The organism is Methylomonas subterranea, from assembly GCF_024505185.1.
GTDB classification, from domain to species: domain Bacteria; phylum Pseudomonadota; class Gammaproteobacteria; order Methylococcales; family Methylomonadaceae; genus Methylomonas; species Methylomonas subterranea.
Window position 1 is genome coordinate 82,854 of the sequence record NZ_JANIBJ010000011.1, and the last position, 13,800, is coordinate 96,653.

Below are 13,800 nucleotides of genomic sequence, written 5' to 3' on the forward strand. Positions count from 1 at the left end.
CTGATGAGTTTTGACGACCAAATGCGCGACGCCCTAGTTACCTTTACCATCGAAAGCCTGGAATTGCTGGAAGACATGGAAATGTGCCTGCTCAGCCTGGAAGACGGTGAAGACACCACGGAAAGAATCAATTCCATCTTTCGGGCCGCCCATACCATCAAGGGTTCGGCCGGCCTGTTCGGGCTGGATCATATTGTCGCCTTCACCCACGTCGTCGAAAGTCTGCTGGATTTACTCCGCGCCGGCAATTTATCGGTTTCCCCGGAATTGGTGGCGGCTTTATTACCCTGCTGCGATCATATCGGCTTGCTGGTACGCGACGTGGCCGACGGCAAACTCGAGGCGGATCCTGCCGTGGATCTTACCGGGGGACAACTACTGGAACAGTTGCAGGTTTTTCTGTCGCCACTGGCGGATAAAAATGTTGCCACGGCGGTGGCCGACAGGCAGAGCAAGCTGGAAGCCAGCGGCGGCGGTTCGATTGAAAGCGGAAAATGGCATTTATCGCTACGCTTCGGTCCCGATTCGCTGCGCGACGGCATGGATCCCTTATCCTTCATCCGTTATCTGACCACCTTCGGCCAAATCACCCAACTCACCACGATCTCGGAAGCCATGCCGCCGGCCGAGCAAATGGACCCGGAAACCTGTTACGTCGGTTTTGAAATCAATCTGAAAAGCGACGCCGGCAAGGACGAAATCGAAGGCGTTTTCGAATTCGTGCAAGACAGCAGCAGTATCCGGATTCTGCCGCTGGACAGCGAGATCGGCGAATTTATCGACTTGATCAAACAATTACCGGAAGACGACAGTTATCTAGGCGAATTATTGATCAAAAGCGGCGCGCTGACCCGGCGCGAACTGGAAGACGCCTTGAACCAGCAGGGAGTCAACGCCGCCGGCGATGCGGGCGACACCGCAGCCAAACAACCGATAGGCGAAATTCTGGTCGAGCATCAAGCGGTGCAACAACCTATCGTCAATGCCGCGCTGGACAAGCAAAAGCAAATCAAGGACAACAAGGCCCGCGAAAGCCAAAGTATCCGGGTGGACGCGGACAGACTGGACAAATTGATAGACCTGATAGGCGAACTGGTCATCGCCGGCTCCGGCGTCAATTTACGGGCCCAGGAGAGCAAGGCCATGGCCTTGCTGGAAGCGACCGGAGAAATGATGCGCCTGGTCGAAGAGGTTCGCGACAGCGCATTGCAGTTACGCATGGTACCAATCGGCACTACCTTCAACCGTTTTCAACGCGTGGTGCGGGATGTCAGCAAGGAACTCGGCAAGGAAATCGATCTGATAATCAGCGGCGGCGATACCGAAGTCGATAAATCGATAGTCGAACAAATCAGCGACCCCCTCACCCATCTGGTGCGCAATGCCATGGATCACGGCATCGAAACCGCCGAATTGCGCCGCGAACGCGGCAAATCGGCTCGCGGCGTGCTCCGTCTCAACGCTTACCATGCCGCCGGCAATATCGTCATCGAAGTCAGCGACGACGGCGGTGGCTTGAATCGCGACAAAATTTTCGAGAAAGCGCTCGAGCGCGGCCTGATCAGCCCGAACGCGGTGCTGAGCGACCAGGAAATCTTTGCCATGATTTTCGAACCGGGTTTTTCCACCGCGCAAAAAGTTTCCAATTTGTCCGGTCGCGGCGTGGGCATGGATGTGGTCAAGCGCAACGTCGCGGCATTGCGCGGCAGCATCGCCGTGGAAAGCCATTACGGTAGCGGCTCCACCATGCGCATACATTTGCCGTTGACGCTGGCCATCATCGACAGTTTTATGGTGTGCGTAGGCCATTCGACATTGGTGATTCCGCTGGACAAAATTCTGGAATGCATCGCCTTGCCAACAGACACCGGCGAGCACGATTACATGGATTTGCGCGGCGAAGTATTGCCGCTGGTGCACTTGCGGCCGCTATTCAATATTCACGGAAAGGAGCCGCAACGCAAAAACGTCGTGGTGGTCGAACATGCCGGCATCAAGGCGGGCTTTATCGTCGATCGCCTGCTGGGCGAATGCCAAACCGTCATCAAACCGCTCGGCAAATTGTTTACTCATATCAAGGGCGTGGCGGGCTCCACCATATTGGGCAACGGCAAGGTTGCACTGATTTTGGATGTGCCGACACTGGTGGATTACGTCCAACATAAAAGCGCCACCGTCTATTAGATTTACCAGCCTTTTTATTGAATTTTTTTACATCGGTCACCCGGAGTCAAACCATGACAGTCAGCCAACGCATGACACTTTTAATCGGCGCCGCCGTATTGGGCCTGATCGCCCTGGCGGGTTTCAGTTACATACAAATCGGCCGGGTATACACGGCCGCCAATTTCAACTCCATCAACACCTTGCCCAGCGTCTTGCTGTTGAACGAAATGAGCGACAAACTCGGGAATATGCGTGCGCTGACCTGGCAACATATCGCCGTATCCGAGAAATCGGAGAAAGACGCGCTGGAACAGGAAATTGAAGCCAACCGGGTTAAGATCGATAAGCTGTTAACCGAATACGAACCTATGCTGGTCGACGATGAAGACAAAAAATGGTTCTTGGCCGAGAAAGACGGCTTGCTCGAGTACGATAAACTGCGCGGTAAAATTCGCGATTATTCCCGTCTGAATAAAGCGGACGAGGCAAAAAATTTACTGATAGAGGGTCAGGCCAGCATCAATGCGCTGAGGGACGCTTTTGTTCAGCATAGCGCCTATAACCAACGACTGGGCGACAAGTCCTCGGCCGAAGCTCTGGATATCCGTTCTTCGGCCAGTCTGTTTTCCGTGGTGATTACCTTGCTGACCTTGACCCTGGTCGCAACGCTGGGTTACTTCATTACCAGCAGGCTGATGCGGCAATTGGGTGGAGAACCGGAAGCCGTGGCCGGATTGGCCAACAAAATCGCCGTCGGCGACCTGTCCGGCCAAATCACCGTCAAAACCGGCGACGACAGCAGCATCATGGCCGCGATGAAAAACATGAGCGAGACGATAAAAGCCTTGCTGGCGCAAATGGATAACATGTCGCGCGAACACGAAAAGGGCGATATCGATGTGGTGGTCGATGCCCATCAATTTCAAGGCAGCTTCAAGACCATGGCGCAAGGCGTCAACGACATGGTCAACGGCCATATTGCCGTGAAGAAAAAAGCCATTTCGGTATTCGAGGCCTTCGGCGAGGGTAATTTCGACGCCGACATGGAGCAACTGCCCGGCAAGAAAGCCTTTATCAATCAAACCATCGAGTCGGTGCGGGGTAATCTGAAAGGCTTTATCAGCGACATGGCGCACATGAGCCGCCAGCACGAAGCCGGCGACATCGACGTGTTTATCGATGCGGAAAAATTCAGCGGCGATTTCGGCAAAATGGCCAAGGGCGTCAACGAAATGGTAGGCGCGCATATTGCCGTCAAGAAAAAAGCCATGGCGGTATTCAAGGCCTTCGGCGAGGGCAATTTCGACGCCCCCATGGAGCAACTGCCCGGCAAAAAAGCTTTTATCAACGAAACCATAGAATTGGTGCGCGGCAATTTGAAGGCGGTCATCGCCGACACCGACAACCTGATCGCCGCGGCTCGGGAAGGCCTCCTGGATGTGCGGGCGGATGCCGACAAACATCGCGGCGATTTCCGTAAACTGGTGCATGGCATCAACCAGATCCTCGACGGCATCGTGCTGCCGGTCAGCGAAGCGGTGGAAGTGCTGAAACTGGTGGAACAGGGCGATTTGACCCAAGTGGTCAAGGGCGCCTACAAAGGCCAGCTCGGCGACTTTAAGGACACTGTCAACAGCACCATAGCCAAGCTGTCGCAAACCATCGCGGAAGTCATCAGCGCCGCCGATCAAATGGCCAACGCCTCGGAACAAATCAGCGCCACTTCCCAATCGTTGTCGCACGCATCCAGCGAACAGGCCGCCAGCGTCGAGGAAACCAGTGCCAGCATCGAGCAAATGGCGGCCAGCATCGATCAGAACGCCGAAAATGCCAAAATTACCGACAGCATGGCCGGAAAAGCCGCCACCGAGGCCACCGACGGCGGCAGCGCGGTCAAACAAACCGTGGAAGCCATGAAAAGCATAGCCGGCAAGATAGGCATCATCGACGACATTGCCTATCAGACCAACATGCTGGCGCTGAACGCGGCCATTGAAGCCGCGCGGGCCGGCGATCACGGCAAGGGTTTTGCCGTGGTGGCGGCCGAAGTGCGCAAACTGGCCGAACGCAGCCAAATAGCCGCGCAGGAAATCGGCGAGTTGGCGGAAAACAGCGTTAAAACCGCCGAGACCGCCGGCAAGTTGCTGGACGAAATCGTCCCCAGCATTTCCAAAACTTCCGATTTGGTGCAGGAAATTGCCGCCGCCTCCATTGAGCAATCCACCGGCGTCAATCAAATCAATACCGCCATGAACCAGATGAATCAGATTACCCAACAAAACGCCTCGGCCAGCGAACAGTTGGCCGCCACCGCCGAGGAAATGACCGGACAGACCGAGCAGTTGCAAAGCCTGATGAGTTTTTTCAAATTGAACGGTAGCAACAGCGCCTTTAGCCGCTCTCCGGCAGCCAAGGCTTATAAGTCGGATAAGTCCAAACCGGGCATACAGGTCAGTCGTAAAAGCAGCGACGACGAGTTCGACATGAGCAAATTCGAACGATTCTGAGGAGAATGTCATGTCCGAGCTTGCTGCAAATAGTGGAAATTCGCCGGCCGTGGTTGCCTCGCCCGAAATAGCCGCCGCCGGTCAATACCTGACTTTCGTTCTGGGAGGTGAGGTCTATGCGCTGGGGATATTGAACATCAAGGAAATCATCGATTACGGCGATCTCACCGAGGTTCCGATGATGCCGGCTTGCGTGCGCGGCGTGATCAATCTGCGCGGCAGCGTGGTGCCGGTGGTGGATCTGTTTGCCCGTTTCGGCAAGGGCAGCAGCAAGATCGCCAAGCGTACCGGCATCATCATTGTGGAAACATCAGCGGGTGACGGGGATAGCGCTAATCAGGACATCGGCATCATTGTGGATGCGGTCAACGAAGTGGTCGATATCGACCGGCGGGATATCGAACCGCCGCCCAGTTTCGGCACCGGTATCCGCCCCGATTTCATCAGCGGCATGGCCAAGCGCAACGGCCGCTTCGTCATTTTGTTGAATATAGACCGGGTTTTGTCCGTGGACGAGATGACCCGCTTAAGCCAAGCGGCGGCGGTCTGATTGTCGCCCATGGATATCAACCCGTCGGCCGGTCTTCACTCGCTGCACGCGCCGGCCTTGAAGGAACACGAGTTCAGATGGATCAAGGACTATCTGTATCGGCACGCCGGCATCGTCTTGAACGACAGCAAACACGCCTTGGTAACCGGCCGCCTGGAAAAGCGCCTGCGTTACCACGGCATCCGCTCCTATAGCGAGTATTTTCGCATATTGGACAAGGCCGGCTTTGAACGGGAAACGTCGATGGCCATAGACTTACTGACCACTAATGAAACCTATTTTTTCAGGGAACCCAAGCATTTCGATTTTCTTACCTCCCAGGTTTTTCCCCATCATACGCCCGGCCAAACCTTCAGAATATGGAGCGCGGCCAGTTCCAGCGGCGAGGAGGCCTATACCTTGGCAATGTTGCTGGCGGAATTCGGCAAAACCACGCAGTGGGAAATTATCGGCACCGATATTTCCACCCGTATTCTGGAAAAAGCGCAACGCGGTTTATACCCCTTGAGCGCGGCGGAAAAAATTCCCACGACATTGTTAAAAAAGTACTGTTTGAAAGGCAGCGGCGAATACGATGGTTTTTTTCTGATCGATCCCTCCATACGCGCCAGGGTGAGGTTCAAATACGCCAATCTGATCGAAAAGCTGCCCGAACTGGGCGGTTTCGACGTGATTTTTTTGCGTAACGTGATGATTTATTTCGATATACCCACCAAGCAAAAATTGGTCGAGCGTATCCGGAGTTATCTGCGTCCCGGCGGTTATTTCATCATCAGTCACTCGGAGTCGCTCAACGGCATCAGCAACCAGTTCAAGATGCTGGCACCTTCCATCTACCAAAAACCGGGTCATGGCGAGTCACTTTCATAAACCCGATTTTTTCATAGAAATTTTTCTGCAGCCGGGCGAATTTTATTTCGGCGACCGGGATACCCGCATTAGGAGCCTATTGGGTTCTTGCGTGGCCATTACGCTCTGGCATCCGCGCTTGAAGATAGGCGGCATGTGCCACTATATGCTGACCACGCATCACGGCAATAAACCGAAAACCGAACTGGATGGCCGTTACGCCGACGATGCCATGGTTTTGTTCATGCGTGAACTAGATAATTCCGGCACCTGGCCGAGGGATTACGAAGTCAAAATGTTCGGCGGCGGCAACATGTTTCCCGCGCACGGCAAAATCGGCCCCATCTCGGTACCTGAGAACAACATCCATTACGGCCGCGGCATTTTGATAAGGCATGGTTTCCGCATCAAGGCCGGGCATCTGGGCAGTAGCGGCCACCGTAATATCATTTTCGATATTTGGAGCGGCAATGTCTGGGTCCAACACGTGGCCAAATCTTGAGCGGGCAAGCTCTGTCTGAAAAGCCGATCAGCCCATGCTTCCGCCGCACCCGCGGGGTAAAAAGGAGAAGGTTAGGATGAGGGGGATATAAAACAATAACTTATTGGTTTTCGCCCCCCTTTCCCCATCCCTCTCCCGCAAGGATAGGGAGCTTTTACTGCAAGCTCCACGAGGAGAGTGGGCTTTTACGACAAGCTCCGAACATGGAGCTTGTTTGTAAAGAAATGCTTACCTATCAATCCTTGCGCAACTGATCCTTGATAGGCAGTTGCCGTATCCGCCGACCGGTGGCGGCGAAGATGGCGTTGCACAAGGCCGGCGCGATTGGCGGCAAACCGGGTTCGCCGATGCCGCCCAGCGGTTTGTCGTAGTCGCTGCCCGGCAGCAGATGCACCCTGATTTCGCGCGGGGCATCGTCGATGCGGGTCAGTTGGTAGGCGTGAAAATTATCCTGCAGCACCGCGCCGTCCTTGAAGCCGATCTCGCCCAGGCTAGCCAGACTGACACCCATGATGCAGGCGCCTTCCAGCTGCGAACGGATACGCTCCGGATTCACTTGCGGCCCGCAGTCCACGGCGATGTCGACCCGGGGAATGCCGAGCTTACCCTCTTCGTCGACCGCCACTTCAGCTACCACCGCCACATAGGTGACAAAGCTATAATGCGCCGCCAAACCCAAACCATGGCCTTTAGGCACATCGCGGCCCCAGCCGGCTGCGTCGGTCGCCGCTTCGATTACCCGCCGCAAGCGGCCGGTATCCACGGGATATATTTCGGGCGATTCGCCTTGGTTCCAGCTATCGCTGATTTCGCGCGGATCGATGCGCCGGGCCGGACCGATCAAATCCAGCAAATAGTCTTTATGGTCGCGGCCGGCGGCACTGGCCAATTCGGCCACGAAGGACTGGATGGCGAACGCCCGCGGAATATTGGACACCGAACGAAACCAGCCGATGCGGGTGTGGGCCTCGGCTGCCGGGTTTTCGACCCGCAAATTGGCAATTGCAAACGGCACATTCACCACCCCCATGCCCAACTCCGGCGGAATCTGATGCTTGCTGTCCGGAGCGAAGGTGGCGCCTATGCTGGGCGCCACGGTTCTATGCAGCCAGGCAAGCGGATTGCCCCGGCTGTCCAATCCGGCTTCCAGCCGTTCGAGCGAAACGGTGTGAAAATAGGCATGGCGCAAATCGTCCTCGCGGGTCCAGGTCACTTTCACCGCTTGGCCATGCATGGCTTGCGACAACAGGGCCGCTTCAATGACGTAATCGGGCTTGGATTTACGTCCGAACCCGCCACCCAGCAGCGTTACGTTGACCGTGACCTTGTCTTCGGGCAGATCGAGCCATTTGGCGACTCGTTCGCGCGTCAGTTGCGGTGCCTGGGTGCAAGCCCAGACTTCGCAATGGCCGTTGACGATGCGGACCGCGGCGGCCGGCGGCTCCATCGGCGCCTGGGCCAGATGCGGGGCGTAATATTCCGCCGCTAAGCGCTGCGCGGCGCTATTCAAGGCCGCGTCGACATCGCCCTGATTGCGCACCACTTTGCCGGGCTGGCGGGCGGCGGCTTCCATTTCGGTTCTGTATGCCGCGGAATCGTAAGCCGCATGCGGGCCGTTGTCCCAGTCTATCTTCAGGGCCTTGCGGCCTTGAATCGCCGCCCAGGTATGCTTGGCAATCACCGCCACACCGCCCAGCGGATTGAAATCCGCCGGTAGCGGGCTGCTTTTGATTTCCACTACCTTGATCACGTCCGGCACTTTCAGCGCCTCGGCGGCGTCGTAATGCAACACTTTGCCGCCCATGACGGGAGGACGGGCCACCACGGCATGCAGCATGTCGGGCAGACGGGTATCGATACCGTATTGGGCCCGGCCGCTGACGATGTCGCGACCGTCCACGCTGAGTTGTTCGCCCTTGCCGATGTAACGGAAATCCTCCGGCTGTTTAAGTTTCAAGGACTCCCGGTCCGGCACCGGCAGCTTGGCCGCCGCCTTGGCCAGTTCCCCGTAACTCAAGCGCTTGCCGCTAGCCGGATGCAACACGTGATGCAATTCCGCGCGCACCTCGGTCAGCGGTACCCGCCATTGCGCGGCCGCGGCGGTTTCCAGCATTAGCCGGGCCGCCGCGCCCACCCGCCGCATAGGCATGAAAAAATGCCGCATGCTACGCGAGCCGTCGGTGTCTTGATTGCCGAAGCGGACTTCGTCGCCGGGAGCCTGAACCACCTTGACATGCAGCCAATTGGCTTCCAGTTCATCCGCCACCACCAGCGGCAGGCTGGTGCGTATGCCCTGGCCCATTTCCGAACGATGGCAGACTATGCTCACCGAACCGTCTTCGGCAATCGCCACGAATACCAGCGGATTATCCACCCAGCCGTGTGGCATGGCGTCGGCGCCGTATTTTTTCGGTTCATCTTCCGCTAAGGCCACTGGCGGGAATCCGCCCGCCAGCACGAACCCGCCCAGCGCCAAGCTCTTTAAAAACCTGCGCCGGCTGACATTGATGATGCTGAAACTATCGCTATCAGCCCCGGAATTTTCGACGAGAGCTTTCATGGGGCATTCTCCAATTCACCGGCGGCCTGCTTGATGGCGGCGCGTATGCGCGTATAGGTACCACAGCGGCAGATATTGCGGCTCATGGCCTTATCGATATCGGCGTCGGCCGGCTGGGCATTGTGTTTCAGCAAGGCCGTGGCGGCCATCACCTGACCGGGCTGGCAGTAACCGCATTGCGGCACCCCCAGGCTCAACCAGGCGGCCTGAACTTTTTGCCCGGTGGCGTCTTCGGCCATGGCTTCTATGGTTTGGATGTTTTTGCCGGCCAGCTCGGAAATCGGTGTCACGCAAGCCAGCGTGGCCTGGCCGTCGACGTGCACGGTACAGGCCCCGCACAAGGCGATACCGCAACCGTATTTGGTGCCGGTCAAACCCAGCCCGTCCCGCAGCGCCCACAACAACGGCGTGTCGGGCGGCAGATCGATACTACGTTGGACGCCGTTGATGCTGAGCGTAATCATCGGATGTTCTCCCTCGATTTACGGGCTTCCGCGCCCTGACTGTTTGTGTGGCATGGTACACGGGCGACGATTTGCAGTAAAGACTGCAAGTGTTTGCATGCCGTCAACGCGAGTTCCACGTATAGCCGCGGCGTCAGGGCCCGTGCGTTTCCGGATTCCGCCCTGCCGCCAAGGCTTGCGCATAAGCTTCCCGGCGCCGTTGCCCTTCCGGCGAATTGTCGCGCCGGGAATGAAACTCGTCCATCAGGGTGGAGCCGCAAACGCAATTTCTGAACACTTCCAAAATCACCCGCCCATCGTCGTCCTCGGCGGCTTTGATCGGCGAACGATCATTCCCGAGCGCTTGGGTTTGCTCCAGAAATTCGGCCTCCGTGCGATACACCCGGCCGCAACTGCCGCAGGTTCGGGGGAATTTAAACGGTAAAGCCTTTAAACCTTGAAAAGTATCGTCACTCATGCGGCTATTCCTGGTTAATCGTAGCGCTTGGCGTCCGCAGGCAGTTTGTCGAATACGGGGTGTTTGGGAATTCCATAGCGTTCCGGATAATACACCCCGCCCAGGTGCAGACCGTGCGGAGGGGCCGTGGCGGCGGCTTGCGAACGGTCTCGGATCGCTAGCAAATGCGCGGTCCAATCGACGGCCGCCTTGCCCATGCCTATCTGCATCAGCACGCCGGCAATATTTCTGACCATGTGGTGCAAAAAGGCATTGGCGCAGATGTCGATGATAACTCTATCTTCCCGCCGGTACACCTCGATAAAGTGCATGTAGCGATTCGGGCTGTGGGACTGGCAACCTTGGGCGCGAAACGAGGAAAAGTCGTGTTCGCCGAGTAAATGCCGGGCCGCCGCGTGCATTTTATCGGCGTCCAACGGCTGATAACACCAGGTGGCCTGGCTGCGTAGCAAAGCGGACTTCATGGGCCGATTCAAAATCACATAGCGGTAGAAGCGGGCGATGGCGCTGTAGCGGGCATGAAAATCGGCCACGGCCGGCTTGGCCCAGGTGATGCGGATGTCGTCCGGCAGATGGCTGTTTCCGCCCATCAACCAAGCCTGCAAATCGCGTGGCACCGGGCAATCGAAGTGCACCACCTGTTCCAGCGCATGCACGCCGGCATCGGTACGGCCGGCGCAGTGTACGGTAACAGGCCGGTCGGCAATTTTGCTCAGGGCGGTCTGCAATTCGGCTTGCAGCGTACGTTTACCGGACTGCCATTGCCAGCCGGCATAGGCCGTGCCATCGTATTCCATGCCCAGGACTATGCGGCCCATGGCGTCACTCATGGATCAAAACCGGGCAACCGGCATCAATGCTTTCAAACAATTCAATGACATCGGCGTTGCGCATGCGAATGCAGCCGTGGGACTCCGGTTTGTCCAGGCCCCATTCGTCCGGAGAGCCGTGTATGTAAATGTAGCGCCAGCCGGTGTCGACTTCGCCGTATCGGTTAAAGCCCGGCTCCAATCCGCCGAGCCAAAGTATGCGGCTGAGTATCCAGTCGCGCCCCGGATGCCGCGCCGCCAGTTCCGGGCCATAGATTTCGCCGGTCGGGCGCCGACCGACAAACACACTATTGATGGGCGCGCCGGCGCCGATCTTGGCCCGTATCCTGTGGCGGCCGGTGGGCGTGCATTCGCTGCCCCGCAATTGGCCGGGACCGTTTTTAGCCGTGGAGACCGGATAGCATTTGAGAATGCGGCCGTTTTCCAGCAGGCTTAATTGCTGATTGACGATGCCGATATCCAGCGCGCGCTTCATTTTTTCACGAACAGGGCAATCGATTCGACATGCGCGGTTTGCGGGAACATATCCATCACCCCGGCCTTGACCAGCTTGTAGCCCAGCTCGTTCACCAGAATGCCGGCGTCGCGCGCCAGGGTGGAGGGATTGCAGGATACGTAAACGATGCGCTCGGGTTGCCAGTGCTTGAAATTATGCAACACTTCGGCCGCGCCGGCACGGGACGGATCCAGCAGCACTTTGGTAAATTTTTGTTGGCACCAGGGTAGTTCCTTGACATCCTTGCTCAAGTCGGCGACATGAAATTCGACATTGTGCAATCCGTTCAAGCGGGCGTTTTCGCGGGCGTGTTTCACCAGCGGCAAATCCCCTTCCACACCGACCACCCGACCGGCCAGCGTGGCCAGCGGCAGGGTGAAATTACCCAGGCCGCAGAACAAATCCAGTACCCGGTCGTCCCTGTGCAACTCCAGCGCGGCCAGGGCGCGGCTGACCATTTTCTGATTGATGTCGTAATTGACTTGGGTAAACATGGCCGGACGAAAATTGAAGTTCACCCCCTGCTCCGCCAAGGCATAATTCGGAATCACTTCAGGTTCGCCATCCAGCGGAACTATGGTATCCGGCCCCTTGGGCTGCAGGCAGATGCTGAAATCATATTGACGGCCGAATTCGCGCATGCGCTGTTTGTCGGCATCGGTGGGCGGCTCCAGCACCCGAAAAGCCAGCACGACGTCGCGGTCGCCAATCGCCACTTCGATTTGCGGGATTTTGTCCTTGATGCCGAGTCCGGCGATCATCTCGCCCAAGGCCAGCAGATTTTCGCCGACCCTGGGATACATGACTTTGCAGCTGTCGATTTCCGCCAGGAACGGATTGCGGCGTTCGCGAAATCCGACCAGCACCCTGCCCTTTTTGGCCACCCATTTCACCCCCATGCGGGCCTTGCGGCGATAGCCCCAATGCGGGCCGGTCAGGGCTTCCCATATTTGCGGAATCTCCAGTTTGCCGATACGGCGAAATTGCTCCCGCAACAGGTTTTCCTTGAATTTGATTTGTTCGGCGTCGTCGACATGCTGGAAACTGCAACCGCCGCAGACGCCAAAATGCGGGCAGGCCGGGTCCACCCGGTGTTCGGAGCGGCTCAACACGCTTGCCACCCTGCCCTCGGCATAGTCCTTGCGGCTGTCGGTGTAGATAAATTCCACGCTTTCGCCGGGCAAGGCTTCGTCTATGAATACGACTTTGCCGTCGACGTGGGCGACTCCGCGACCGTCGTGCGACAGCGACTCTATGGTGACGGTAACGGGTTCAAGCGGTAATTTTTTCTTATGGGCCATTATTGCGAAAATGTAAAAAGCACGTAGGCCGGAATAAGCGCAAGCGTTTCCGGCGATCGGGTTAAGCCGGAAACGCCTATCGGCTTATTCCGGCCTACATGAATCAGGTTGGAAACACGCCGGTGGACAGGTAACGGTCGCCGCGGTCGCATATGATGGCGACGATGACGGCGTTTTGCACTTGTTTGGCCAGTTGCAAGGCGGCAAAAACGGCGCCGCCGGAAGAAACCCCGGCAAAAATGCCTTCTTGCGCGGCCAGCGCTCGGGTAGTGTTTTCGGCATCGGTTTGATTGACTTCGATAATCCGGTCGACTTGGTCGGCATGGTAAATTTTAGGCAGATATTCTTGCGGCCAACGGCGAATGCCGGGTATTTTCGAGGCGCCTTCCGGCTGCACGCCGACGATTTGAATCGCATCGCTCTGCTCTTTCAGATAACGGGAGGTGCCCATGATGGTACCGGTGGTGCCCATGGCGCTGATGAAATGGGTAATGCTGCCTTGGGTATCGCGCCAGATTTCCGGGCCCGTGCCTTCGTAATGCGCACGCGGGTTATCCGGGTTGGCAAACTGGTCCAGAATGCGGCCCTGGCCTTCGGCTTCCATCCCGCGGGCCAAATCGATTGCCGCTTCCATGCTGCCTTGCGCGGGGGTCAGGATAATCTCGGCGCCGTAGGCCTTCATCGAAGCGATACGTTCCGCGCTCATATTGTCGGGCATGATCAAAGTCATTTTATAGCCCTTGATCGCGGCGGCCATCGCCAGCGCAATGCCGGTATTGCCGCTGGTGGCTTCGATCAGACGGTCGCCGGGCTTGATTTCGCCGCGGGCTTCGGCTTGCTTGATCATGCTCAAGGCCGGCCTGTCCTTGACGGAACCGGCCGGATTGTTGCCCTCCAGCTTGGCCAGAATGGTATTGGAGGTATCGCCCGGCAAGCGCTGCAGACGCACCAGAGGCGTGTTACCGACTTGTGACTCGATAGTGGGAAAAATCATGTATGTCCAGGGATGAAGCAACGGTGCCGAATTATAACAAATAGCCCTCCAGGCGGCGCGCTTACAGACCGTAACAATATGTTTCAGTTAATTGCTCTATAATCACGGAATCGTCATATTCAGC

Annotated in this window: 12 protein-coding genes; 5 read left to right on the forward strand and 7 right to left on the reverse strand. The window is 57.2% G+C overall.

Translation table 11 applies throughout. The features are described from left to right. Positions 1 to 3: 3 nt before the first annotated feature. The 5 genes from NP590_RS07645 to NP590_RS07665 are packed head-to-tail and all read left to right on the forward strand — an operon-like array spanning position 4 to position 6,574. A complete protein-coding gene (locus NP590_RS07645; protein ID WP_256601725.1) occupies positions 4 to 2,184 on the forward strand; it encodes a chemotaxis protein CheA in 2,181 nt (726 codons plus the stop codon). A 53-nt stretch (positions 2,185 to 2,237) separates the two neighbouring features. Further along, a complete protein-coding gene (locus NP590_RS07650) occupies positions 2,238 to 4,673 on the forward strand; it encodes a methyl-accepting chemotaxis protein (RefSeq protein WP_256601726.1) in 2,436 nt (811 codons plus the stop codon). Positions 4,674 to 4,683: 10 nt separating this feature from the next. Then, on the forward strand, positions 4,684 to 5,223 hold the full coding sequence (locus NP590_RS07655; protein WP_256601727.1) for a chemotaxis protein CheW: 540 nt from the start codon (positions 4,684 to 4,686) through the stop codon (positions 5,221 to 5,223). Between the two features lie 9 nt (positions 5,224 to 5,232). Beyond that, positions 5,233 to 6,093 carry a CheR family methyltransferase gene (locus NP590_RS07660; protein WP_256601728.1) on the forward strand — a complete coding sequence of 287 codons (861 nt, stop codon included), beginning with the start codon at positions 5,233 to 5,235 and terminating at the stop codon, positions 6,091 to 6,093. Continuing rightward, positions 6,074 to 6,574 carry a chemotaxis protein CheD gene (locus tag NP590_RS07665; RefSeq protein ID WP_256601729.1) on the forward strand — a complete coding sequence of 167 codons (501 nt, stop codon included), beginning with the start codon at positions 6,074 to 6,076 and terminating at the stop codon, positions 6,572 to 6,574. The genes NP590_RS07660 and NP590_RS07665 overlap by 20 nt, the downstream gene beginning before the upstream one ends. 235 nt (positions 6,575 to 6,809) lie before the next feature. On the opposite strand, the gene NP590_RS07670 is transcribed toward NP590_RS07665, so the two are convergent. The 7 genes from NP590_RS07670 to cysM form a co-directional block, all read right to left on the reverse strand. Beyond that, complete coding sequence (locus NP590_RS07670; RefSeq protein WP_256601730.1) at positions 6,810 to 9,134, reverse strand: xanthine dehydrogenase family protein molybdopterin-binding subunit; 2,325 nt, start codon at positions 9,132 to 9,134, stop codon at positions 6,810 to 6,812. Then, entirely contained in the window at positions 9,131 to 9,598 is a 468-nt protein-coding gene (locus NP590_RS07675) for a (2Fe-2S)-binding protein (RefSeq protein WP_256601731.1), read from the reverse strand. The genes NP590_RS07670 and NP590_RS07675 overlap by 4 nt, the downstream gene beginning before the upstream one ends. Before the next feature lie 133 nt (positions 9,599 to 9,731). Further along, positions 9,732 to 10,055, reverse strand: coding sequence for a hypothetical protein (locus NP590_RS07680; protein WP_256601732.1), 324 nt, complete (start codon positions 10,053 to 10,055; stop codon positions 9,732 to 9,734). A gap of 14 nt (positions 10,056 to 10,069) precedes the next feature. Continuing rightward, positions 10,070 to 10,885, reverse strand: coding sequence for a tRNA pseudouridine(38-40) synthase TruA (truA, locus tag NP590_RS07685; RefSeq protein WP_504222744.1), 816 nt, complete (start codon positions 10,883 to 10,885; stop codon positions 10,070 to 10,072). Continuing rightward, positions 10,878 to 11,360, reverse strand: coding sequence for a L,D-transpeptidase (locus NP590_RS07690; RefSeq protein ID WP_256601733.1), 483 nt, complete (start codon positions 11,358 to 11,360; stop codon positions 10,878 to 10,880). The genes truA and NP590_RS07690 overlap by 8 nt, the downstream gene beginning before the upstream one ends. Continuing rightward, positions 11,357 to 12,682: a 23S rRNA (uracil(1939)-C(5))-methyltransferase RlmD gene (rlmD, locus tag NP590_RS07695; protein WP_256601734.1), complete on the reverse strand. Its 1,326-nt coding sequence runs from the start codon at positions 12,680 to 12,682 to the stop codon at positions 11,357 to 11,359. The genes NP590_RS07690 and rlmD overlap by 4 nt, the downstream gene beginning before the upstream one ends. 103 nt (positions 12,683 to 12,785) lie before the next feature. Further along, on the reverse strand, positions 12,786 to 13,676 hold the full coding sequence (gene cysM, locus NP590_RS07700; protein WP_256601735.1) for a cysteine synthase CysM: 891 nt from the start codon (positions 13,674 to 13,676) through the stop codon (positions 12,786 to 12,788). Positions 13,677 to 13,800: the final 124 nt, after the last annotated feature.